The sequence below is a fragment of the Caulobacter sp. FG7 genome (assembly GCF_057808875.1).
In genome coordinates this window covers 1-19,520 of the sequence record NZ_JBMDIW010000018.1, presented here as the reverse complement: position 1 = coordinate 19,520, position 19,520 = coordinate 1, and the positions used below count along the sequence as shown (strand labels likewise).

Sequence of the window (19,520 nt, the reverse complement as noted above, 5' to 3'; positions counted from 1 at the left end):
GGCGTGAGCTCCTTGAAGCACGAGATATAGCATCGAACGATGCCCATATCCATGCCTGCCAGCACGGCTCAAACGGTCGTCATGGCTCCTCTAGCAGTTCGCAAGCATTCGCCTGCGGAACGAAGCCCAGCAGCCGGAAGCCATCGCCGGTCCAGAGATAGCGATAGACCCCCGCGCGGGCCTGGTCCTCACGCGGCGCGCCGGCCAGCACGATGACGCGGCTGTCCTTCTCGAAGTTCACGCCGTGGAGCATTCCAGCCACGCGGTTCGTATCCATATAGTCCGCGCCGGGCAGCTTGGTGACACGGCCTGTCCGGGCGTCCACCGCCGCCCAGGCCACGCAGGAGGTCCCGCAGCCCCACTGGACGATCGTCATGTGGCCCGCAAAGTTCGGCCCCCGGGCCGCGCCCTCGCGCAGCACGGTTCGAAACAATCGCTTGTCGGGCGTATCCAGCACGGGCTTGGCGGGAGCGCCGCTCCAGACCTTCGCCGGATGACCGTCGAACCTCAGGCTGTCGCGAGCAGCGCGATCGGTGATGATGCAGGCTGGCGTCGATGCGGCCGCCGCGATCATCAGGGAGACAAACGCAGCGACCATTGGAGACCTATCTTCCCTTGAACCCCGTCGCCACGAGGAAGACCTCGGAGCTGTCCTGGCGGCTGGCCTTGGGCTTGAAGTGCTGGACCTTCTCGAAATTCTTCTTCAGACGAGCGATGATCTCGGAGGTCTCGCCGCCCTGGAAGGCCTTGGCCACGAAGGCGCCGCCGGGCTTCAGGGTCTCGATGGCGAACTCGGCGCCGATCTCGATCAGGCCGACGATGCGCAGGTGGTCGGTCTCGCGATGGCCCACGGTGTTGGGGGCCATGTCCGACATCACGAGGTCAGGCGCGCCGCCCAGCAGCTCAAGCAGCTTGGGCGGACAGGCCGGATCGGTGAAGTCCATCTCGACGATATGAGCCGGCTCGACCGGGTCGACGTGCAGCAGGTCAACGCCCACCAGCTGCGTCACGCCGCGCTCGACGGCCACCTGCAGCCAGCCGCCGGGCGCGCAGCCCAGGTCGATGACTTTCGCGCCCTTCTTGAAGAAACGGAACTTCTCGTCGATCTCGCTGATCTTGAAGGCCGCGCGGCTGCGATAGCCCAGCGCCCGGGCCTTGGCCGAGAATGGGTCGTTGATCTGGCGCTCCAGCCAGGCCTGCTGGCTGGGCGTGCGGCCATAGGCGGTCTTCAGGCGCGCGGGCTTGGCGCGGCCATCCGCGTTGCCGCCGGTGGGCGGCTTGACCATGCGGCGCTTGGGGGGCTCGTCGTTCATGCGTTCACCGTTGGGGCCGAACCGGCCCCGCCGCGCCGCCGTCGGCGGGGGCGCTTCTGCCGATCCGACATCAGAGACATCAGAAGCCCCTCTCTAAGCCCTCGGTCGGCGACTCGCACGCGCGAACATGGCCAAAGCTCTTGAACGGCTTGAAGAATGGCCGCGCCGGCCAGCACCAGGTCGGCGCGATCCGCGCCGATGCAGGGCTCCAGAGCCCGCTCCTTGGCGGTCAGGGTCAGCAGGCGGCCGGCGGCAGCCTCACAGTCGGCGCGTTCCATCCAGAGACCGTCGACGACGTTGCGGTCGTAGCGCGGCAGGCCCAGGTGCAGGCCGGCCAGGCTGGTGATGGCGCCGGAAGTTCCGACCATGTGGGCGCGGCCGGCGTCGAAGGTCTTGCGCATGGGCGCGGCGTGAGGGAAGGCCGAGATCTTGGACTTCACCTCCTCGACCATGGCGCGGAACCAGCCGTCGTCGGCCCGCTCGCCCTCGGGGAAGCGCTCGGCCAGGGTGACGACGCCGATCGGAATGGATAGCCAGGCGCGGATCGGCAGTTTCCAGGCCTCGAACTGGCGCGGCTTGGCATCGAGCCCGCCTCCCTTGAGGTCGACCCACGACAGCTCGGTCGAACCGCCGCCGACATCCACCACCAGGGCCGCGTCGGCGTCGCGGTCGAACAGGCTCATGCAGCCTGCGACCGACAGCTGGGCCTCTTCGCGCGGCGTGATGATCTGCAGGCGAAGACCCGTCTCCTCGGCCACGCGGCGAACGAACTCGGCGCCGTTGCTGGCGCCGCGACAGGCCTGCGTCGCCACGGCCTTGACCCGGATGGCGCGACGGCGACGGATCTTCTCGGCGCAGACCTTGAGCGCGGCCATCGACCGTTCCATCGCGGCGTCGGACAGCTGGCCGGTCTGGGACAAGCCCTCGCCCAGCCTGACGATACGGGAATAGGCCTCGATGACGCGGAAGCCGCGCGGCGAAGGCGTCGCCACCAGGAGGCGGCAATTATTGGTTCCGAGATCGAGCGCCGCATAGCACGGCTGCTCGCCCGGAGACCGGCGCGAGCCCTGGCCGCCCTGGCCACGGGATCCGCCGGGCGCTCTCGGCGCCTCCGACATGGTCGTTCCACCTGTCTCGCAGGCGATTCGTCACGAACCGCCCCACTTCGTCGTGGACCATAGCAACCGTGTCGATGCACCGGAAGGCGGCGTGAGCCTGCAATGAACGCGGGTTACGTTCAGGATTCAGTCAGGAGACTCGTCGTAATATCTTCATCATGAACGAGAGACTCGCCAAATTTGCGATCGGCCAGGTCGTCAGACACCGCATCTTCCCTTTCCGGGGCGTGGTGTTCGACGTCGACCCGGTGTTCGCCAATACGGAAGAGTGGTGGGAGTCGATCCCCGAGGACATTCGCCCGTCCAAGGACCAGCCGTTCTATCACCTGCTGGCCGAGAACGACGACAACACCTACGTTGCCTACGTCTCCGAGCAGAACCTGCTGGCCGACGACAGCGGCGAGCCCGTGCATCATCCGCAGGCGGCTCTGATCTTCGAATCCTTCGATCACGGCGCCTACAAGCTTCGCCCCCGGATCTCGCACTGACAGCAAGGCCTCACCGCCGTTCTGGCGGTTGCGCGCAAAAATCGAACGAAACTTGCCGCGATCCGGGCGTAACGTCGTTTCATGAGCGTAGACAGTTTCAGCGGCGGGCCGCCCCCAGGGGCTCGCCCCGATTGGACGATCGATCAGGGCTGGGAAGCCTATAGCCAGGCCGAGCACGACGTCTGGATCACGCTCTACGAGCGCCAGGCCGGCGTCCTGCAGAACCGCGCCTGCGACGAGTTCCTGCGCGGCCTGGACGCGCTGGACCTGCACCGCACGGGCATTCCCGACTTCAACCGGATCAACGAGGAGCTCCAGCGCCTGACCGGCTGGAGCGTCGTGGCCGTGCCGGGCCTGGTGCCCGACGACGTGTTCTTCGATCACTTGGCCAACCGCCGCTTCCCGGCCGGGCAATTCATCCGCAAGCCGCACGAACTGGACTACCTGCAGGAGCCCGACGTCTTCCACGACGTGTTCGGCCACGTGCCGATGCTGACCGATCCCGTCTTCGCCGACTACATGCAGGCCTACGGCAAGGGCGGCCAGCGCGCGCTGGGCCTGGGGCGGCTGGCCAATCTCGCCAGGCTCTACTGGTACACCGTCGAGTTCGGCCTGATGGCCACGCCGGCGGGCCTGCGGATCTATGGCGCGGGCATCGTCTCGTCGCGAACGGAGTCGATCTTCGCTCTCGAAGACCCCTCCCCCAACCGGATCGGTTTCGACCTGGAGCGGGTGATGCGCACGCCCTACCGCATCGACGACTTCCAGCAGGTCTATTTCGTGATCCCGTCGATCCAGACACTACAGGAAGTGACCCTGCGCGACTTCTCGGCGCTGTACGACCGGCTGGCCGGCGCCGGCGACATCGGCATTGCCGAGATCGTGGGCGCCGACCAGGTGCTGACCCGCGGAACCCAGGCCTATGCGAAGGCCGGCGGACGACTGGCCTCGGCGGCGGGCTGAGCCCGCAGGCCGAACAGCACCCGCACGCCCGGGACCCGCCTGACGATCTCGTAGGTCGCAAAGCAGGCGCCGAAGGTTCCCGCGACCAGGATCAGAGCCTCAAGTCCCTGCGGCAGTCCCAGCCTGGCCAGATGGTGTGCCAGGACGACCGTCACGGTCTGGTGGACGATGTAGAACGGGAAGACCCCCAGGGTCAGATAGCGCAGCACCGGCCCGCCGCGGTTCAGATGCTTGGCTCCAAAGCCGAGGATGGCGGCGATCGCGCACCATTGGTCGACCGCATAGACGCCGCGCATGGCCAGCCGCAGCCCCTCTGCCGGATCGCCTTGCCGGTAGATCCAGGCATAGGTCGCAAAGCCCGCGTAGGCGGTCAGGGCCAGGATCAGCGCCGGCCAGCGCATGGCGATCAACCGCTCGCGCAGCGCCGAGGACTTGGCCAGGCCAAACCCGAGCAGGAAAGCCGAGAACGAGATGGCGTGATTGTACCAGTCGTCGACCAGGGCATGGGTGATGTCGAAGATCGGCAGAAGCACCGCCCGAGCCAGCGCCAGGAACACGATCGGCAGGACCAGCAGCCACGGGCCGGCCAGCATCCGCTCGCAGGCTGCCTGCAGCCTGTCGCCGAGCCTTGGAACGATCACCAGCAGCAGGGCCAGCACCAGCGTGTAGACCAGCAGGTAGGCGACGAACCACATGTGGTTCCAGGTCGGTGTGATCAGGCAGTCGCCGTCCTCGCCGCACCAGCCGCCCGAGGCCGTCAAATACTTGGCCCAGAAGGTCGGCCACGGATCGACGCCGAACGGCGCCTGCGGATGGGCGGCCACGTACTCGGCGACCTGGTAGTAGGACTGCGGCGGCACGATCACGGCCATGGCCAGCAGCAGCGGCGGCAGAAGCCGCGCGATGCGGGCGCCCGCCAGGCTGCCGACACTGACCTTGTCGGCCATGAAGCGCGTGGCCGCGCCCGAGACGAGAAACAGCAAGGTCAGCCGCCAGGGGTTGGTCAGCATCATCACCGGCTCCAGCGCCGGGATGGGATGGGGCGACTTCACGTGCCACTCCCAGGGCACGTAGAACATGCCCACGTGATACAGAATCAGCAGGAAGAACGCGCCCACCCTGATCCAGTCGAGGTCGTGACGGCGGGCGAGATCCTGCGAAGGTGAAGGGGACATTGCGGTTGGTTCCGAACGATGGCGTCGCCGAGGAGAGATCCGCTCCGGCAGCCGCCCGCCAAGCCTCAGGGGACGAACAGCGCCCTGCCGGTGACGCCGCCGCGTCCTCAGGGACGAACGGCGCGCGCTGGGGGATGAGCGGCGCCGAGCGCCGGCTGCTGCTGCGCGGCTGGCTGTGCGGCCTGGCCATCGTCGCGGCCATCACCGTCATCAACATCCTGACCATCATCCACGACGCGCCGCGCCTTGGCCCCTGGCGGCCGGCGATCTGGGAGGTGTCCAGCGGCCTGGTCACGGTGCTGATCATGCTGCTGCCGGCCGCCGTCGCGCTCTGGACGCATCGGACGAGGCCGCCCCTGGCCCGCGCCCTGCCCGTCCACGCCATCGCCCTGCTGGCCTACTCGACCCTGCACGTGAGCGGCTTCGTCGTGCTGCGGAAGATCGCCCATCGCCTGATCCTGGGCGAAGGCTACGACTTCGGGCCGATCGGGCCGGAGTTCGTCTACGAACTGCGCAAGGACGTCATCGCCTACGTGCTGGCGTTCGTCGTCTTCTGGCTGCTGGCGCGGATGGCCCGCGACGTCGCCGCCGAGGCGCCGGCCCCGACGGCGGCCTCCACGTCCTCGCCGGCGATGTTCGACATCCGCGACGGCGCGCGACTGGTGCGCACGCCGATCGCCGAGATCCTGGCCGTACGCTCGGCCGGCAACTACGCCGAGTTCCTGCTGGCCGACGGCCGACGACCGCTCACCCGCTCATCCCTGACGGCGCTGGAAGGCGAGCTCGCGGCGCATAGCTTCGTGCGCACTCATCGCTCGTGGCTGGTCAACGCGGCGCGCGTGACAGGGCTGCGGCCGGAAGGCTCGGGCGACTACGCCGTGGAGTTGGGTGCGGTGGAGGCGCCGCTGTCGCGCCGGTATCCCGAGGCGCTGGCGGCGCTGCGGGGCTAGCCTAAGAACGACACATGTCCCCGTAAAATCCCCGCGAAAGCGGGGACCCAGGTGTTTTGTCGTCGAGCCCCGCGCCCTTCAGAAAAAGCCTAGGTCCCCGCTTTCGCGGGGATTTCACGGAAGGGGGACAAGCTCTCTACCGCTTCACCGCCCAGAGCAGCTTCTCGACCTGCCCCTCGCCGCCGGCGATCGGACTGTCGGCGCTGTCGCGAACAATCCAGCCGGAGGCTTCGAGGAAAGCCGAGACACGCTCGACGCAGGCGGCGATGACCTCCGGGTCCTTCACGAGGCCGCCCTTGCCGACGTTCTCGCGACCGGCCTCGAACTGCGGCTTGACCAGGGCGACGAGGTCCGCGCCTGGACGCGCCAGGCCCAGCGCCGCCGGCAGGGCCTTTTCCAGCGAGATGAAGCTGACGTCCGTGACGACCAGATCGACGCCGTCCGGCGCGTGGTCGGCGGTCAGGGCGCGGGCGTCCAGCGGCGACAGGTCTTCGACGCGCGGATCGCTCTTCAAGCTGGAATGCAGTTGGTCGCGGCCGACGTCGACAGCCAGCACCCTAGCCGCGCCCTTCGACAGCAGGACCTCGGTGAAGCCGCCGGTCGAGGCGCCGACGTCGACGGAGATCCGGCCTTCGACCACGACGGGCCACAGCTCCAGCGCCCGCACCAGCTTCAGCGCGCCACGCCCGACCCAGGGATGGGCCGCCTCGGCGACAATGTCTGAAGCCTCGTCGATCGCCTCCGAGGCCTTGGCCACGACCTTGCCTCCGGCCATGACGCGGCCGGCCTCGATGGCCGCGCGCGCCTTGGCGCGGCTGTCGAACAGGCCCTTCTCGACCAGCAGGATGTCGGCGCGTTTTCGGCTCATCGGAGCCTGATAGCAGACTCGCCGGCCTGCTTCCTCAATCAGGCCGCTTCGGCGTCGTTGGCGGCCAGGCCGAGGCGGGCGACGGCGGCGTCCATCGAGGCCCCACGCGGGACGACGACCCATTCGCGGGGCCGGGAGGCGTTGACCGCCACCACGGCGTCCTTGGGACAGACGTCGAAGCAGTCGACCTCGATCACCGCCAGCGACGCCTTGCGGTCCTTGCCCTTGCCGCCGCCAGAGGCCTTGCGCAGGGCCTTGGCGAAGCTCTGCTCGCCGCCCTTGCCAAAGCCGCCGTCCAGCTTGCGCGAGCACTTGCGGCAGACCAGAACGACGTCGTTCCAGTCGGCGCGCACGCGCTTGATCGGCCGATCCTTGCTCACCTGGAGCCTTTCCGTTTCAGGCGCCCTGCCCGCGCCTTCGACATGGGAAGTCGCCGCCCGAAGTGCTAGAGAGCCGCGCTTTCAATGCTTCGGAGGCTGTCATGGCCCGCAATCTCAAGGGCGTGCTTCTGCCCAAGGCCGCCGACCCGACCGCCGCCGACGACCTGGCCTGGTTCACCGCCAAGGCCGACCGCGCCTTCCGCTTGCGCGATCCGGCGCCGCTGGAATTCGGCCCGCTTGGCGATCCGGGCGACGGCTTCAGCTGGCGCGTGCTGGTGGCCCGCCTGCCCGACGGCGGCCGACTGCGTCTGCCGATCTCGCTGGCCTGGGACCTGCACAACGACCACGCCAAGGACCAGCACCTGTCGATGCTGTTCGACCAAGTCGCCCCGGCCGAGGCCAAGGCGGCGCTGAAGAAGAAGGGCAACTGAACGGCCTGTTCTTGATCCTCGTCCTTCGACAAGCTCAGGATGAGGATCAGATGCAGACCTCGCAGTCCTCACCCTGAGCGTGTCGAAGGGCGAGGATTTCGCTCACCCCTTGCGCATCCATGCCGCGACGGCCCAGGAATGGGCGTCGTGGCGCAGGGCGACGACGGCGTCGCGCGGATCGAGCCAGACCAGCCTGTGGTCGTCCTCGACCTTCAGCTCCGGGCGTTCGCCCGTCAGCGTCACGGCGTAGATCCCGCCGTAGTTCCGCATGGCCTGTCCGTCGGACTTCAGGAACGGCTGGGACACGTCGACGACATGGGCGCCGATCTCGACCACCAGCCCGGTTTCTTCGCCGAACTCGCGGATCAGGGCCTCTTCTTCGGTCTCATCGCCATCCACCGCGCCGCCCGGCAGGTCGAAATAGGGCGCCTTGCCGGGCTTGGTGACTTCCACCAGGGCGATCTGCCCCCGCGCATCCTCGGCGATGCCGAAGGCGGCGTGACGGTCCCTGTAGTCCAGGGACGCGTCCGGCGCATAGAAAGCGATCAAGCGGTCAGTCCTTGCCGAACAGGTCGTTCCACGGATCGGCCTTGCCGCTCTCGACGTCGGCGACGCTGATCTCGGGGCGGTAGCCGATCTTGCCGTCGGCGCTGGCCTTCCAGGCCATGGCGACCATGTCACGCAGCTCGGCGGCGCCGGCGGCCAGGCGCTCGTCGACGAAGGCCTTGGCGCGCGGATCGGTCGCGACCATGCCGCCAGACTTTTCCAGCTGGTAGAGCGGCTCGGTCAGCTTCCAGGTCGTGGTCAGATAGCCGACCATGCGGGTCTCGTAGCTGCAGGCGCAGTCGCGCAGCGCCGGCATCTTGGCCTTGACCTCGTCGTCCTTGGCCACAGCCTTGACCAGCGGGCCTTCAAAGGCGCCGTGCGTGCCGCGGCTCTGGGTGTAGCCGTTGGGGTTCGGATAGTCGCCCCAGCCGTTGTAGTGCACGCTCATGTGCAGCGGCTGGCTGCCGTCGCCGATGTAGTGGGCCCAGACGCCCAGGTCGCGCAGCAGGAGCTCCTCGCGACGCTTCAGGTCGGCGGCGTACCAGGCTTTCTTCTGGGCGTCGGTGGTCTGCTTCTCGGCGGCCACCAGGATGCGCCAGTACGTGAAGTCCTTCACCAGCTGCTGGTAGCCGTCGATCATGGCGTACGGCAGATAGCCGGCCTTCCACTCGTCCTGGCCCACGGCGCGCAGAGCCGTCGCATAGTCGGCGCGGGTGGCCGGCAGGGTCTCGACCGTGAACTTCGGGCCGCCGAACATGCGGCCCTCGTCGTCGAGATCCAGGAAGTGGGCGGCGTCGCGATCGTGATCGTGGACCTTGCCCGAGCCCTTCCAGCGGTCGGGCTCGCGGGCGTATTCGCCGATGGCGGCCACGCCGTAGGGGCTGCGCACGAAGGCCGGCACGTCGTCCGGCAGGGCCTGGGCGCCGAGCACGCCGATCATCCGGTGACCGGAAGCGCCCCAGGCCAGGGCCGACTGGGCCGGCGCCGCCAGGGCGGCGGCCAGGACGAGAACCTTCAAGGTAGAAGACGGCGACTTCATGCGCGCTCCGAAGACTTAATCGATGCCGAGGGCCGTCTCGACGCGGCCGACCCAGGCCTTCACGGCCGGATAGCGCGCCAGATCGAAACCGCCCTCGTGGGCGACACGGGTGTAGGCCACCAAGGCGATGTCCGCCAGGGTCAGGCGATCGCCGACCAGGAAGCCACTTTCCGAGAGCCCGTTTTCCAGGCGCGCAAGGGCCGCATGGCCGCGCTCGACCAGCTTGCCGTCGAGGCTTTCCACCGGCTTGCCCATGTAGGCGACCTGGAAGCGGGCGACGGCCACATAGGGCTCGTGGCTGTATTGCTCCCAGAACAGCCACTCGTACATCTTGGCCTTGAGGTAGGGATCGCTCGGGATCAGCACCGAGCCCTCGGCCAGGTGCAGCATGATGGCGTTGGACTGGGCCAGCGCGCGACCGTCCTCGAGGATCACCGCCGGCACCTGTCCTGCCGGGTTCAGGGCGAGGAAATCAGCGGTGCGAGACTCGCCCTTCAGGATGTCGACCTCGATCCATTCGAAGGGCAGGCGCAGGCGCTGGGCCGTCCATTTTACCTTCAGGCAGTTGCCTGACTTGCCGTCGCCGAATACCCGGAGCGTCATTCCGTCGCCCTCCCCAACTTTTCAAATGGCGCGCTAAACGATTGAATTTTCACCCGAGTTCCGAGCTTCACCAGAAGTTTTCATCCGATTCCGCCCTAATCGGGCGACTTTAAGCGGGTTGTCACGGAGCCGTGATCGGCTTAAGGAGGCCGCCGAACCGACAGATACGCCGATAAGAGGACCCCCTCGATGCGACGCACGCTCGCCGGAATTTTGGCCTTCATGGCCATGTTCGCCGCTCTCCCCGCCGCCGCGGGCCCCGACTCCGAACGCGCCAGCGATCCGCTGGGCGAACTGATCGCAGGGGCTCTGACCGGCTCGATCCCCGGCTCCATCGAATACAAGATGAAGGCCACCCTGTACCACGCCGGCGCCAAGGGCATCCGCGCGCTCGACAGCCTGGGCTGCAAGGTGGTGGCGATGCGCACCCTGGCCGTGGACACCAAGGTGATCCCGCGCCGCACCGTCGTCTTCATTAAGGAGACCGTCGGCCTGCCGATGCCCAACGGCGAGACCCACGACGGCTACTGGTACGCCTCCGACATCGGCGGCGCGATCAAGGGCAACAAGATCGACATGTTCAGCGGCCAGGGCGCCAGCTCGATGAAGCCGCTGGCGGGCCTGAACCTGACGCACCTCTCGGTGACCAAGGTCGGCGAGTTCAAGGGCTGCCCGCCGGAGTAGCCGGCCCAAGCCTCTTCCGACGACAGATCGAGCATTGGATCCGGCCGCGAAAGCGGCCGTTTCGCTGCATGCGTGCAATGTCGGGAAGTTAACCAAACGCGAGATGTTCGCGCTGGCCTCCCCGATCGTTCTGCACCACTCTGAATTGGTGTCGCGACTCCCTTGAAGCTTAGCTTGCAGGCGAGGAATGGTGTCCAGGCGATCTGAAAGTAACCTTGCGTCCTCTCCCTCGGTGCTCATCGCCGACGATGACGCCCTGCTTCGCGAGATCCTCGAGCACAAGCTCAGCATGGCCGGATACGCGGTCACCGTGTTCGAGGACGGACGCGCCGTGCTGGAGGCCGCGCGCACCGAGCGCCCGCACGTCGTCGTGCTGGACGGCATGATGCCGATCATCGACGGGTTCGAGGTCCTGCGCCGGATGAAGGGCGACGACGCCCTGCGCGATATCCCGGTCGTCATGCTGACCGCCCTGAAGGGTCGCAACGACATCGTCACCGCGCTGAACCTCGGCGCGGCCGACTACCTGCCTAAGCCTTTCGACCCTGACGAGCTGCTGGCGCGCCTCTTCCGCATCGCCCCGGTGGCCGCATGATCGAGGCCGTCGCGGTCCAGGCGCCGGAGACGGCCGATCCGGCCTATGCTGCAGCGGTCCAGGCCCGCCAGGCCGGCCGCACCGCCGAGGCGATCGCCGCCTTCGACCTGCTCTCCAAGCAGCGCCCCAAGGATCCGGACGTCTGGCTGAACCTGGGCCTCTCGCGCATGGCCGCCCAGCGCTACGCAGAAGCCGACCGCGCCTTCGAGACAACCCTGGAGTTGGCGCCGGACTACCGCGACGCCCGGATCGCCTATGCCCGCTCGGCCCTGTTCGCCGGACGTCCCGAACTGGCGCGCCGCCGCCTGGCGCCGCTGCTGGCGGCCGCCCCGGCCGACGCCGAGGCCAAAGGGCTCTCGCAGCAGATCGCCGCCACCCTGGCCATGCCGGGCGAGCCGACCTGGCGGCTGGACGTCGCCTATGCGCGCAGCGAGCTGACCAAGGACCTGGGTCACTGGAGCTTAGCGACCATCGCCCTGTCGAAACGGATCGATCCGGCCACCACGCTCGGCGGCTCGATCGAGCACACCGAGCGCTTCGGCGTCTCCGATACCTATGCCGAGGTGCTGGCCGCCCGCAGGTTCAGTTCGCGCGTGGACGGCTTCGTCGCTGTCGGCGGCGCGCCGGACGCCGACTATCGCCCAGAGCTGTCGTTCCGCGCCGGCGGCTCGGTCGGCCTGCTCGCGGAGGGCGACATGCGGGCCCGCCTGGGCCTGGACGCGGTGTGGTCGCGCTACGCCGTGGGCGAGGTCAAGAGCCTGCAACCCTACCTGACCCTGGCGGCCGGGCCCGTGTCGCTGACGGCGCGCTCCATCAACACCGAGGACGAACGCGGCAAGCATCAGTCCGGCTACACCCTGAGCGGCGAGTGGTCGGCCACGGAGCGCCTCCGCCTGCGCCTGGGCTATGCCGACGCCCCGGAAAGCGCCGATGGCGCCACCGTGCCCGTCGAAGCCGTCTCCGGCGGGATCGCCTACGACCTGACCCCGCGCTGGACGGTGCAGGTGGTCGGAGCGCACGAGAAACGCACGGCCTATGACCGCGACGAGGTCGGGGTCGCCGTCACCCGACGGTTCTAGATGTCTTCCCTGACGCTGATCTGGGTGGTCGCCCTCGTCCTGATCGGGGCCGCGCTGACCTGGATGAGCGGCCTGATCGTCGCGCGCTTCATCAAGGAAAGCCGCTCGGCCACGCGCGCGGGCGAACGAAAGCTGATCATCCAGGCGCTCTCGGGCCTGCTGCGCGGCCAGACGGAAGCGGTCGGCGCGCTTTCCCCCTTCGTGCGACAGCCGCAAGTGCTGGCGGAGGCCATCCTGGACTTCCAGGGCCTCATCCGCGGCGCCGACCAGGAGCGGGCCATGGGCGCCCTCAGAAGCCTGGGCCTGATCGAGGCGCTGGAAGAGCGGATCCTGCACGGCTCGCGCGACGAGCGCCTGACCAGCGTCGAGGCCCTGGCCGCCCTGGGAGGCGAGGAGGTCAAGGCCGCGCTGCGGCGGGCCATCCGCTCCAAGGATGCGAACGTGCGCATGGCCGCGATCAAGGGACTGGCCGACGCAGGCGCCCCGCCGACGCCCTCTCGCCTGCTCGACTATGTGGGAACCGGCGAACTGCCTCCGTCGCGAATCTTTGCCGAGGTGATGCGGCAGGCCGTGGCCGGCGCGCCCGCGGAAGGACTTCTCGCCCTTGGCCGACAGGATCTTACGCCTCTGATGCGGGCCGTGTTGCTGGACGCGCTCGGACGCTCCGGCGCCTACGAGGCCGTGCCGGCGCTGGCCGCGGCGGCGACCGACCCGGATCCGGATGTCCGAACGGCGGCCGTGCGAGGCCTTGGCCGCCTGCAGCATCCGGCGGCGGCCGACACCCTGGCCTGCGCCCTCACCGACCATGTCTGGACCGTTCGTTCAGCCGCGGCCGAGGCCATCGGCGTGGCAGGCCTGGCGCGCCTTGCTCCGGCTGTCGCTCCATTGCTCGACGACCCCGAATGGTGGGTGCGCTTTCGGGCCGGCGACGCCTTGGGCCGCCTGGGCAAGACGGGTCGCGGGCTGCTGGAAACCGCCGCGGCCGACGACGCCCGCCCGGTTGCGCAACGAGCCGCCGAGCGCGCCCTGGCGGAAGGCGCCTAGGCCATGCCCGAACTGGAAACCCTCGCCCTCGCCGTCGTCCGTTTCGCCGAGGCCATCGCCTGGGCGGTGATCGCGACCGGCCTGGCCCAGAACGCGCTCTACCTCTACCAACTCCTGCTGGCCGCGCGCGCCCTCTCGCAGGCGCCGCCGGTCAACCAGGCCGCCCTGCTGTGGCGCCGCTACGCCGAGGCCGCTCCGCCGATCACCCTGATGGCCCCGGCCTACAACGAGGCCCTGACCATCGTCGAAAGCGTCAGGTCGCTGCTGGCCCTGCAGTACCCGCACTTCGAGGTCGTGGTGGTCAACGACGGCTCCAAGGACGAGACGCTGCAGGTGCTGGTCGACGCCTTCGAACTGCATCCGGTCGAGCGGCACTATGACCTCGCCGCTCCCTGCCAGAAGATCCGCGGCCTCTACGCCGCCGCCAACCAGCCGCGACTGCTGGTCGTCGACAAGGAGAACGGCGGCAAGGCCGACGCCCTGAATGCGGCCATCAACCTGTCGCGCTCGCCGATCGTCTGCTCGATGGACGCCGACAGCCTGCTGGAAGTCGACGCCCTGCTGCGCGCCGTGGCGCCATTCGTCGAGGATCCCGAGCGCACGGTGGCCGTGGGCGGCACCATCCGCATCGCCAACGGCTGCAAGATCTCGTTCGGCCGAGTGGTCGAGGTCGGCGTGCCCAGGAACATGCTGGCCCGGCTGCAAACCATCGAGTACCTGCGCGCCTTCCTGATGGCCCGCCTGGCCTGGAGCCGCATCTCGACCCTGACCATCATCTCCGGCGCCTTCGGCCTCTTCCGGCGCCAGGCGGTGCTGGACGTCGGCGGCTACAGCCACGGCACCGTCGGCGAGGACATGGAGCTGGTGGTCAAGCTGCACAAGCACTACCGCCGCCTGCGCAAGCCCTATCGCGTGGCCTTCACACCCGAACCGGTGTGCTGGACCGAGGCGCCGGAGACGATGGCCGTCCTGTCACGCCAGCGGGCCCGCTGGCATCGGGGCGCGCTGGAGACCTTCTTCCGCCATCGCGACATGATCCTGAACCCTCGCTACGGCCGGATCGGCGTGGTGGGCTTTGGGCACATCCTGGTGGTCGACGTGCTGGGGCCGCTCATCGAGATCTTCGGCTACGTGCTGATCCCCGCCTTCTGGCTGCTGGGCGTGCTCGACATCGAATACCTCTGGGCCCTGCTGGCCGTGACCTTCGGCTTCGGCATCGTCATCAGCGTCGGCGCGCTGGCCCTGGAGGAGACGGAACTGCGCCGCTTTCCAAACGCCCGCAGCCTGGCCGTGCTGATGGGCGCGGCGATCCTGGAGAACTTCGGCTATCGCCAGATCAACAACTTCTGGCGGCTGCGCGGGACGTGGCAGTTCCTGACCGGCGCCCAGGGCTGGGGCAAGATGACCCGCAAGGGGTTCTCGTCCCAGGACTGAGCCTGCCAGAGACTAGATATCGCCGCCGACGTTCGGGGCCGCACCCGGCGCGCGGGCGACGTGGATGCCGCATTCGGTCTTGTCCTGGCCCTGCCAGCGGCCGGCGCGGACGTCGGCGTTGGGGTCGTCGACCGGCTTGGTGCACGGCCAGCAGCCCAGCGACGGGAAGCCCTGCGCCACCAATGGGTGGGCCGGCAAGCTGTGCTCGGCCGCATAGGCGTCGAGCTCGGCCTTGCTCCAGTTGGCCAGCGGATTGAACTTGATCTGACCATCGGCTTCTTCGACCACGGCCAGGCGCAGGCGATCACCGCCATGGAAGCGCTTGCGGCCCGTGCACCAGGCAGTGAAGCCTTCCAACGCCCGATCCAGCGGCAGCACCTTGCGGATGTGGCAGCAGGCGTCGGTGTCGGTGCGCCACAGGTCAGACCTGGGGTCGGTCACCGCCAGGTCGGCGAAGGCCGGGCGCAGGTCGCGCACGTCGGTCAGGCCAAGCTCGGCGGCCAGGCTCTTGCGGTAGTCGAGGGTCTGGCCGAACAGCATGCCGGTGTCGAGGAACAGCACCGGAATGTCCTTGGAGACCTGGCTGGCCAGATGCAGCAGCACCGCCGACTCCGCGCCGAACGAACTGACCAGGGCCAGCTTGTCGCCGAAGGTCTCGTAGGCCTTGCGCAGGATGGCCAGCGGATGGGCGTCGCGCAGCTCGGCGTCCAGCCGCGCCGCCAGGGTCGGCGCGGCGTCGGTCTGGTCGTAGGCCATCAGAGCGCGCCTTCCTTGGCTTGGGCCTGCGCCCGCTCGTCGGCGGCGATCGGACGAGCGTCGACCGCGCGCTGATAGACGTGGCGGAAGCGGTTGGCGGCCTTGGTCCAGGCCTCGGGCGTCGCGCCGTCATTGGGCTCGAAGGCGTCAAAGCCGCAGCGGACCATGAAGCCGGCCTGCTCCTGCAGCACATCGCCGACGGCGCGAACCTCGCCCTCGTACTTGAAGCGCTCACGCAGCAGCCGGGCCGAGGTGTAGGCGCGACCGTCCCGATACTTCGGAAAAGCCAGGGCCACCACCGACAGGCGCGGCAGGTCGTAGGCCAGGGCCTCGACCTCCTCGGCCGGCTCGATGCGTACGCCGACGCGACGACTGTTGGACGACAGCAGCGTGTCGCCCTCGGCCTGGAAGCGGTTCAGCGACAGGATGACGTCGCCGGTCTCCGGGATGGCGTCCTCGTCGGCGACGTGGACGAAGGCGTCCTCGGCCCACTGGGCTTCGGAACCGGCGAGCTTAATCAGCTTGGGCATAGACCGCTTCCTTGAAGGGCTCGAGGCCGACGCGGCGATAGGTGTCGAGGAAGCGTTCCTCGCCCTGGCGCGCGGCCAGATAGGTGTCGACCAGGGTGTCGATGGCGGGGGCGACGCGATCGGCCGCCAGGGCCGGGCCCAGGATCTTGCCGATCGAGGCGTCTTCCGCGCCCGAGCCGCCGAGCGAAAGCTGGTAGAACTCCTCGCCCTTCTTATCGACGCCCAGGATGCCGATGTGGGCCACGTGGTGGTGGCCGCAGGCGTTGATGCAGCCGCTGATCTTGATCTTCAGCTCGCCGATCGTCTCGGCGCGATCCGGATCGGCGAAGGTCTTGGCGATGTCCTGGGCGATCGGGATGGCGCGGGCGTTGGCCAGGGCGCAGTAGTCGAGGCCCGGGCAGGCGATGATGTCGCTGACCAGATCGATATTGGCCGTGGCCAGGCCGTTGGCCTCGAGGATGGCGTGCACCGCCGGCAGGTCGTCGAGCTTGACGTGCGGCAGCACCAGGTTCTGGGCGTGGGTCACGCGCAGGTCGTCCAGGCTATAGCGCTCGGCCAGGTCGGCCACGACGTCGAGCTGATCAGCGGTGGCGTCGCCCGGGGTCTGGCCGATGGCCTTCAGCGAGACCTCGACGATGGCGTAGCCGGGCTTCTTGTGAGCCTTGACATTGTTGCGCGCGAAGCGGGCCAGGGACGGGCTGGCGGCCTTGGCGGCCTCGAAGGCTTCCGAGCGGGCCGGCAGGGCCTCGAACGGCGCCTGGGCGAAGGCGCCGCGGATGCGCGCCAGCTCCAGGTCGCCGAGATCAGCCCGCGACTGGTCGATCTTGGCCCACTCTTCCTCGACCTGGCGGCCGAACTCCTCGGCGCCCAGCGCGGCGACCAGGATCTTGATGCGGGCCTTGTAGATGTTGTCGCGGCGGCCGTGGCGGTTGTAGACGCGGAGGACGGCTTCCAGGTAGCTGAGCAGGCTGGACGCCGGCAGGTGATGCTTGATCGTCGGGCCGACATAGGGCGTGCGCCCCTGCCCGCCGCCGACGATCACCTCGAAGCCCAGCGATCCGTCGCGAGCCCGGCGCAGGATCAGGCCGATGTCATGCACCTTCACTGCCGCGCGGTCGGTCAGGGCGCCGGTGATGGCGATCTTGAACTTGCGCGGCAGGTACGAGAATTCCGGGTGCAGGGTCGACCACTGGCGGATCACCTCCGACCACACGCGCGGGTCGTCGATCTCCTCGGCGGTGGCGCCGGCATAGGGGTCGGCCGTGGTGTTGCGGATGCAGTTGCCGCTGGTCTGGATGGCGTGCAGGTCGACCTCGGCCAGGGCGTCCAGGATGTCCGGCGCGTCCTTCAGCTTGATCCAGTTGAACTGGATGTTCTGACGCGTGGTCATGTGCCCGTAGCCCTTGTCGTAGGTGCGGGCGACCCAGGCCAGGCGGCGGGCCTGGCGGCTGTTGAGCGAGCCGTAGGGGATGGCGACCCGCAGCATGTAGGCATGGAGCTGCAGATAGAGGCCGTTCATCAGGCGCAGCGGCTTGAACTGGTCCTCGGTCAGGTCGCCGGCCAGGCGGCGCGTGACCTGGTGGCGGAATTCGTTGGAGCGGTCCGTCAGGAATTCGCGGTCGATGACGTCGTACTGATACATGGGGTCGGCCTACTTGCGGCGGATCAGGTCGACACGGCCCGTCGAGCGGGCGGCGCCGGAAGCGTGACGGATGGCCTCGACGACCGCGCCGCCCTCGGCCTGCTTGCCGTGGAGAAGCTCGTTGGTCGGACCCAGGGCGCGGATGCGCTCGCGGTAGCTGACCGGGGCCAGGCCCAGGCCTTCCACGGTGACGAGATCGATCGGATAGGGATCGACGATCACGGTCGGAGCGGCCTTGCCGGCGGCCACGGCGGCCTCGACGGCTTCGCCCTGGGCGTCGTCGAACAGCTGGGCGTCGCCGAAGCCGTCCACCCACGCGCCGTCCTTCCAGAAGACGACCTCCCCGTCGATCAGGCGATTGGCGGTCACGGCTTTCATTGGCCCGAACTCACGTTTTGAACTTCGAAGGCGGCGAGCGTTGCGGTCTCGCCGGGAACTTTAACATCGGCCATGGCCATGGCCTCGCCGACCATCAGCAGCGCCGGGCCCTTCAGGCCCTCGGCGGCGGTCGCAAGGCCGTCCAGGGTCGTCAGGATGCGGCGCTCGTCGGACCGGCTGGCGTTCTCGACGACCAGCGCCGGCGTCGAACCGGCGCGGCCGGCGACAGTCAGGCGTTGAGCGATGAAGCCCGCCGTCGAGACGCCCATATAGACGACGACGGTCTGGTTGGGACGCGCCAGGGCGGCCCAGTCCAGGTCCGGTTCGCCGTGCGCGGCGTGGCCGGTGACGAAGGTGACGGCCTGGGCGCTGCCGCGATGGGTCAGGGGCGCGCCAGCGCCGGCGCTGGCGGCCAGGGCGGCGGTGACGCCGGGCACGACCGTGCAGTGGATTCCGGCCTCGCGGCAGGCCGAAAGCTCCTCGCCGCCACGACCGAACAGGAAGGGGTCCCCGCCCTTCAGGCGCACAACCTCCAGCCCCTCGCGGGCCAGGGCGACCAGCAGCTGGTTGATGTCGTCCTGCGGCAGGGTGTGGCGCGACTTGCGCTTGGCCACGTCGATGCGGCGGGCCTGGGGCGCCAGCTCGAGAATCCCGGCCGAAACCAGGCCGTCGTGCACCAGCACGTCGGCGGCCTGCAGGGCCTTCAGCGCCTTGATGGTCAGCAGGTCGGGATCGCCCGGACCTGCGCCCACCAGCGTCACCCGTCCCAGCGCCGGCCGCACGCCCTCGCCGCCGCGCAGCGCGACCAGGCGGGGTTCAGCCTTGCGATCCCCAATCCTGCGGTCAGAGGGCGACGCCATGCGCGATCCCAGGTCCTCTAAAAGCGTCCGACGGACGTGCGAAAGCGGCGCGAGCCGCCATGGCCCCGCCGCTGGATCCAAAAGAAATGCGGGACGAACCCTAGGGTCCGCCCCGCCTCTCGCTCACCGATGAAAAGGGCCAATCCATCAGCGAACGCTTGCAAACTGGTCGCGGGCAGGCCAATTCGCAAACAAGGACTTCTGCCGGGGCGTTCAGTAAAACTCATGGAACGACAGACCGAACGGCGCCGCCTTCCGCCTCTCAACGCCCTGCGGGCTTTCGAGGCCGCGGCTCGCCATCTGAACTTCAGCCGCGCCGCCGACGAGCTGTCGGTGACGCCAGGCGCCGTGAGCCAGCAGATCCAGAATCTGGAGGACTATGTCGGTGCGGCCCTGTTCAAGCGCACGCCCAAGGGCCTGCTGCTGACCGACGCGGCCCAGACCGCCCTGCCCGCCCTGCGCGAGGCCTTCGACCGCCTGGCCGAGGCCGCGTCCTTGCTCACCGCCGCCGTCGACGGCCGCCGGCTGACCCTGACGGCCGCCCCGTCGTTCGCCGCCAAGTGGCTGGTGCCGCGCCTGGGCAAGTTCGAGCAGGCCCAACCCCAAGTGGACGTCTGGCTGTCGGCCGGCATGGAGGTGGGGGG

The 19,520-nt window shown here is 68.7% G+C and carries 24 protein-coding genes and 1 pseudogene; 11 read left to right on the top strand and 14 right to left on the bottom strand.

Translation table 11 applies throughout. From position 1 onward, the window contains the following. Nucleotides 1-79 precede the first annotated feature (79 nt). Genes ACODR1_RS15715 through ACODR1_RS15705 form a run of 3 tightly spaced genes read right to left on the bottom strand, consistent with a single transcriptional unit; the run spans nucleotide 80 to nucleotide 2,431 of the window. Entirely contained in the window at nucleotides 80-598 is a 519-nt protein-coding gene (locus tag ACODR1_RS15715) for a hypothetical protein (RefSeq protein WP_488881280.1), read from the bottom strand. 7 nt (nucleotides 599-605) lie between these two features. Beyond that, complete coding sequence (locus ACODR1_RS15710) at nucleotides 606-1,313, bottom strand: RlmE family RNA methyltransferase (RefSeq protein WP_488881279.1); 708 nt, start codon at nucleotides 1,311-1,313, stop codon at nucleotides 606-608. Continuing rightward, nucleotides 1,310-2,431, bottom strand: coding sequence for a Ppx/GppA phosphatase family protein (locus tag ACODR1_RS15705; protein ID WP_488881278.1), 1,122 nt, complete (start codon nucleotides 2,429-2,431; stop codon nucleotides 1,310-1,312). Before ACODR1_RS15705 ends, ACODR1_RS15710 begins: the two co-directional genes overlap by 4 nt. Nucleotides 2,432-2,589: 158 nt before the next feature. Here ACODR1_RS15705 and hspQ point away from each other — a divergent pair, with 158 nt between their 5' ends. Together hspQ and phhA are read left to right on the top strand one after the other, a co-directional pair. Beyond that, nucleotides 2,590-2,919, top strand: coding sequence for a heat shock protein HspQ (gene hspQ / locus ACODR1_RS15700; RefSeq protein ID WP_488881277.1), 330 nt, complete (start codon nucleotides 2,590-2,592; stop codon nucleotides 2,917-2,919). A gap of 81 nt (nucleotides 2,920-3,000) precedes the next feature. Then, nucleotides 3,001-3,882, top strand: coding sequence for a phenylalanine 4-monooxygenase (phhA, locus tag ACODR1_RS15695; RefSeq protein WP_488881276.1), 882 nt, complete (start codon nucleotides 3,001-3,003; stop codon nucleotides 3,880-3,882). On the opposite strand, the gene ACODR1_RS15690 is transcribed toward phhA, so the two are convergent. Further along, entirely contained in the window at nucleotides 3,840-5,057 is a 1,218-nt protein-coding gene (locus tag ACODR1_RS15690; protein ID WP_488881275.1) for an acyltransferase family protein, read from the bottom strand. The two genes, phhA and ACODR1_RS15690, sit on opposite strands and share 43 nt — an antisense overlap. Nucleotides 5,058-5,191: 134 nt before the next feature. Between ACODR1_RS15690 and ACODR1_RS15685 the strand changes: the two genes are divergently transcribed. Continuing rightward, nucleotides 5,192-6,007, top strand: a complete 816-nt coding sequence (locus tag ACODR1_RS15685) for a LytTR family DNA-binding domain-containing protein (RefSeq protein WP_488881274.1) — start codon at nucleotides 5,192-5,194, stop codon at nucleotides 6,005-6,007. A 136-nt stretch (nucleotides 6,008-6,143) separates the two neighbouring features. Here the strand turns inward: ACODR1_RS15685 and ACODR1_RS15680 are convergent, their stop codons facing one another. Both ACODR1_RS15680 and ACODR1_RS15675 read right to left on the bottom strand, forming a co-directional pair. Then, nucleotides 6,144-6,875, bottom strand: a complete 732-nt coding sequence (locus tag ACODR1_RS15680) for a TlyA family RNA methyltransferase (RefSeq protein WP_488881273.1) — start codon at nucleotides 6,873-6,875, stop codon at nucleotides 6,144-6,146. Between the two features lie 38 nt (nucleotides 6,876-6,913). After that, a complete protein-coding gene (locus ACODR1_RS15675; protein ID WP_488881272.1) occupies nucleotides 6,914-7,255 on the bottom strand; it encodes a (2Fe-2S) ferredoxin domain-containing protein in 342 nt (113 codons plus the stop codon). 101 nt (nucleotides 7,256-7,356) lie between these two features. Between ACODR1_RS15675 and ACODR1_RS15670 the strand changes: the two genes are divergently transcribed. Then, nucleotides 7,357-7,686, top strand: a complete 330-nt coding sequence (locus ACODR1_RS15670; RefSeq protein WP_488881271.1) for a hypothetical protein — start codon at nucleotides 7,357-7,359, stop codon at nucleotides 7,684-7,686. Then, nucleotides 7,683-7,782: pseudogene (locus ACODR1_RS15665) on the top strand (hypothetical protein); the annotation flags it as partial. The gene ACODR1_RS15670 and the pseudogene ACODR1_RS15665, both read left to right, overlap by 4 nt. A gap of 6 nt (nucleotides 7,783-7,788) precedes the next feature. Here the strand turns inward: ACODR1_RS15665 and ACODR1_RS15660 are convergent. Genes ACODR1_RS15660 through ACODR1_RS15650 form a run of 3 tightly spaced genes read right to left on the bottom strand, consistent with a single transcriptional unit; the run spans nucleotide 7,789 to nucleotide 9,874 of the window. Next, nucleotides 7,789-8,235 (bottom strand): NUDIX domain-containing protein, encoded by a 447-nt coding sequence (locus tag ACODR1_RS15660; RefSeq protein ID WP_488881270.1) that lies wholly within the window; start codon nucleotides 8,233-8,235, stop codon nucleotides 7,789-7,791. 4 nt (nucleotides 8,236-8,239) lie between these two features. Further along, nucleotides 8,240-9,271, bottom strand: coding sequence for a phospholipase C/P1 nuclease family protein (locus ACODR1_RS15655; RefSeq protein WP_488881269.1), 1,032 nt, complete (start codon nucleotides 9,269-9,271; stop codon nucleotides 8,240-8,242). Between the two features lie 15 nt (nucleotides 9,272-9,286). After that, nucleotides 9,287-9,874 carry a glutathione S-transferase family protein gene (locus tag ACODR1_RS15650; RefSeq protein ID WP_488881268.1) on the bottom strand — a complete coding sequence of 196 codons (588 nt, stop codon included), beginning with the start codon at nucleotides 9,872-9,874 and terminating at the stop codon, nucleotides 9,287-9,289. 189 nt (nucleotides 9,875-10,063) lie between these two features. On the opposite strand from ACODR1_RS15650, the gene ACODR1_RS15645 reads away from it, so the two are divergent. From ACODR1_RS15645 to ACODR1_RS15625, 5 genes are all read left to right on the top strand, one after another. Then, nucleotides 10,064-10,558 (top strand): 3D domain-containing protein, encoded by a 495-nt coding sequence (locus ACODR1_RS15645; protein WP_101717798.1) that lies wholly within the window; start codon nucleotides 10,064-10,066, stop codon nucleotides 10,556-10,558. Between the two features lie 232 nt (nucleotides 10,559-10,790). Then, on the top strand, nucleotides 10,791-11,153 hold the full coding sequence (locus ACODR1_RS15640) for a response regulator transcription factor (protein WP_488881267.1): 363 nt from the start codon (nucleotides 10,791-10,793) through the stop codon (nucleotides 11,151-11,153). Next, nucleotides 11,150-12,232, top strand: coding sequence for a YaiO family outer membrane beta-barrel protein (locus ACODR1_RS15635; protein ID WP_488881266.1), 1,083 nt, complete (start codon nucleotides 11,150-11,152; stop codon nucleotides 12,230-12,232). Before ACODR1_RS15640 ends, ACODR1_RS15635 begins: the two co-directional genes overlap by 4 nt. Continuing rightward, the gene (locus ACODR1_RS15630) at nucleotides 12,233-13,276 is read left to right on the top strand and encodes a HEAT repeat domain-containing protein (protein ID WP_488881265.1); all 1,044 of its coding nucleotides are present in this window, start codon (nucleotides 12,233-12,235) and stop codon (nucleotides 13,274-13,276) included. A gap of 3 nt (nucleotides 13,277-13,279) precedes the next feature. Beyond that, nucleotides 13,280-14,710 (top strand): glycosyltransferase family 2 protein, encoded by a 1,431-nt coding sequence (locus ACODR1_RS15625; protein ID WP_488881264.1) that lies wholly within the window; start codon nucleotides 13,280-13,282, stop codon nucleotides 14,708-14,710. 12 nt (nucleotides 14,711-14,722) lie between these two features. On the opposite strand, the gene ACODR1_RS15620 is transcribed toward ACODR1_RS15625, so the two are convergent. From ACODR1_RS15620 to cobA, 5 genes are read right to left on the bottom strand one after another with little or no spacing between them, the layout of a single operon-like run. Then, entirely contained in the window at nucleotides 14,723-15,466 is a 744-nt protein-coding gene (locus tag ACODR1_RS15620) for a phosphoadenylyl-sulfate reductase (protein WP_488881263.1), read from the bottom strand. Then, nucleotides 15,466-15,996: a DUF934 domain-containing protein gene (locus ACODR1_RS15615; RefSeq protein WP_488881262.1), complete on the bottom strand. Its 531-nt coding sequence runs from the start codon at nucleotides 15,994-15,996 to the stop codon at nucleotides 15,466-15,468. Before ACODR1_RS15615 ends, ACODR1_RS15620 begins: the two co-directional genes overlap by 1 nt. After that, complete coding sequence (locus ACODR1_RS15610) at nucleotides 15,980-17,638, bottom strand: nitrite/sulfite reductase (RefSeq protein ID WP_488881261.1); 1,659 nt, start codon at nucleotides 17,636-17,638, stop codon at nucleotides 15,980-15,982. The genes ACODR1_RS15615 and ACODR1_RS15610 overlap by 17 nt, the downstream gene beginning before the upstream one ends. A 9-nt stretch (nucleotides 17,639-17,647) precedes the next feature. Next, nucleotides 17,648-18,016 carry a DUF2849 domain-containing protein gene (locus tag ACODR1_RS15605; protein WP_488881260.1) on the bottom strand — a complete coding sequence of 123 codons (369 nt, stop codon included), beginning with the start codon at nucleotides 18,014-18,016 and terminating at the stop codon, nucleotides 17,648-17,650. After that, nucleotides 18,013-18,876 (bottom strand): uroporphyrinogen-III C-methyltransferase, encoded by an 864-nt coding sequence (cobA, locus tag ACODR1_RS15600; protein WP_488881259.1) that lies wholly within the window; start codon nucleotides 18,874-18,876, stop codon nucleotides 18,013-18,015. The genes ACODR1_RS15605 and cobA overlap by 4 nt, the downstream gene beginning before the upstream one ends. Nucleotides 18,877-19,101: 225 nt before the next feature. On the opposite strand from cobA, the gene ACODR1_RS15595 reads away from it, so the two are divergent. Further along, nucleotides 19,102-19,520: LysR family transcriptional regulator (locus ACODR1_RS15595; protein ID WP_488881258.1), on the top strand; the 419-nt coding region annotated here is incomplete at its 3' end.

What these genes read in the sequence shown, in the direction of transcription:
- ACODR1_RS15715 (WP_488881280.1), bottom strand. Translation starts at nt 598, where the DNA reads ATGGTCGCTGCGTTTGTCTCCCTGATGATCGCGGCGGCCGCATCGACG.
- ACODR1_RS15710 (WP_488881279.1), bottom strand. Translation starts at nt 1,313, where the DNA reads ATGAACGACGAGCCCCCCAAGCGCCGCATGGTCAAGCCGCCCACCGGC.
- ACODR1_RS15705 (WP_488881278.1), bottom strand. Translation starts at nt 2,431, where the DNA reads ATGTCGGAGGCGCCGAGAGCGCCCGGCGGATCCCGTGGCCAGGGCGGC.
- hspQ (WP_488881277.1), top strand. Translation starts at nt 2,590, where the DNA reads ATGAACGAGAGACTCGCCAAATTTGCGATCGGCCAGGTCGTCAGACAC.
- phhA (WP_488881276.1), top strand. Translation starts at nt 3,001, where the DNA reads ATGAGCGTAGACAGTTTCAGCGGCGGGCCGCCCCCAGGGGCTCGCCCC.
- ACODR1_RS15690 (WP_488881275.1), bottom strand. Translation starts at nt 5,057, where the DNA reads ATGTCCCCTTCACCTTCGCAGGATCTCGCCCGCCGTCACGACCTCGAC.
- ACODR1_RS15685 (WP_488881274.1), top strand. Translation starts at nt 5,192, where the DNA reads ATGAGCGGCGCCGAGCGCCGGCTGCTGCTGCGCGGCTGGCTGTGCGGC.
- ACODR1_RS15680 (WP_488881273.1), bottom strand. Translation starts at nt 6,875, where the DNA reads ATGAGCCGAAAACGCGCCGACATCCTGCTGGTCGAGAAGGGCCTGTTC.
- ACODR1_RS15670 (WP_488881271.1), top strand. Translation starts at nt 7,357, where the DNA reads ATGGCCCGCAATCTCAAGGGCGTGCTTCTGCCCAAGGCCGCCGACCCG.
- ACODR1_RS15655 (WP_488881269.1), bottom strand. Translation starts at nt 9,271, where the DNA reads ATGAAGTCGCCGTCTTCTACCTTGAAGGTTCTCGTCCTGGCCGCCGCC.
- ACODR1_RS15650 (WP_488881268.1), bottom strand. Translation starts at nt 9,874, where the DNA reads ATGACGCTCCGGGTATTCGGCGACGGCAAGTCAGGCAACTGCCTGAAG.
- ACODR1_RS15645 (WP_101717798.1), top strand. Translation starts at nt 10,064, where the DNA reads ATGCGACGCACGCTCGCCGGAATTTTGGCCTTCATGGCCATGTTCGCC.
- ACODR1_RS15635 (WP_488881266.1), top strand. Translation starts at nt 11,150, where the DNA reads ATGATCGAGGCCGTCGCGGTCCAGGCGCCGGAGACGGCCGATCCGGCC.
- ACODR1_RS15630 (WP_488881265.1), top strand. Translation starts at nt 12,233, where the DNA reads ATGTCTTCCCTGACGCTGATCTGGGTGGTCGCCCTCGTCCTGATCGGG.
- ACODR1_RS15625 (WP_488881264.1), top strand. Translation starts at nt 13,280, where the DNA reads ATGCCCGAACTGGAAACCCTCGCCCTCGCCGTCGTCCGTTTCGCCGAG.
- ACODR1_RS15620 (WP_488881263.1), bottom strand. Translation starts at nt 15,466, where the DNA reads ATGGCCTACGACCAGACCGACGCCGCGCCGACCCTGGCGGCGCGGCTG.
- ACODR1_RS15615 (WP_488881262.1), bottom strand. Translation starts at nt 15,996, where the DNA reads ATGCCCAAGCTGATTAAGCTCGCCGGTTCCGAAGCCCAGTGGGCCGAG.
- ACODR1_RS15610 (WP_488881261.1), bottom strand. Translation starts at nt 17,638, where the DNA reads ATGTATCAGTACGACGTCATCGACCGCGAATTCCTGACGGACCGCTCC.
- ACODR1_RS15605 (WP_488881260.1), bottom strand. Translation starts at nt 18,016, where the DNA reads ATGAAAGCCGTGACCGCCAATCGCCTGATCGACGGGGAGGTCGTCTTC.
- cobA (WP_488881259.1), bottom strand. Translation starts at nt 18,876, where the DNA reads ATGGCGTCGCCCTCTGACCGCAGGATTGGGGATCGCAAGGCTGAACCC.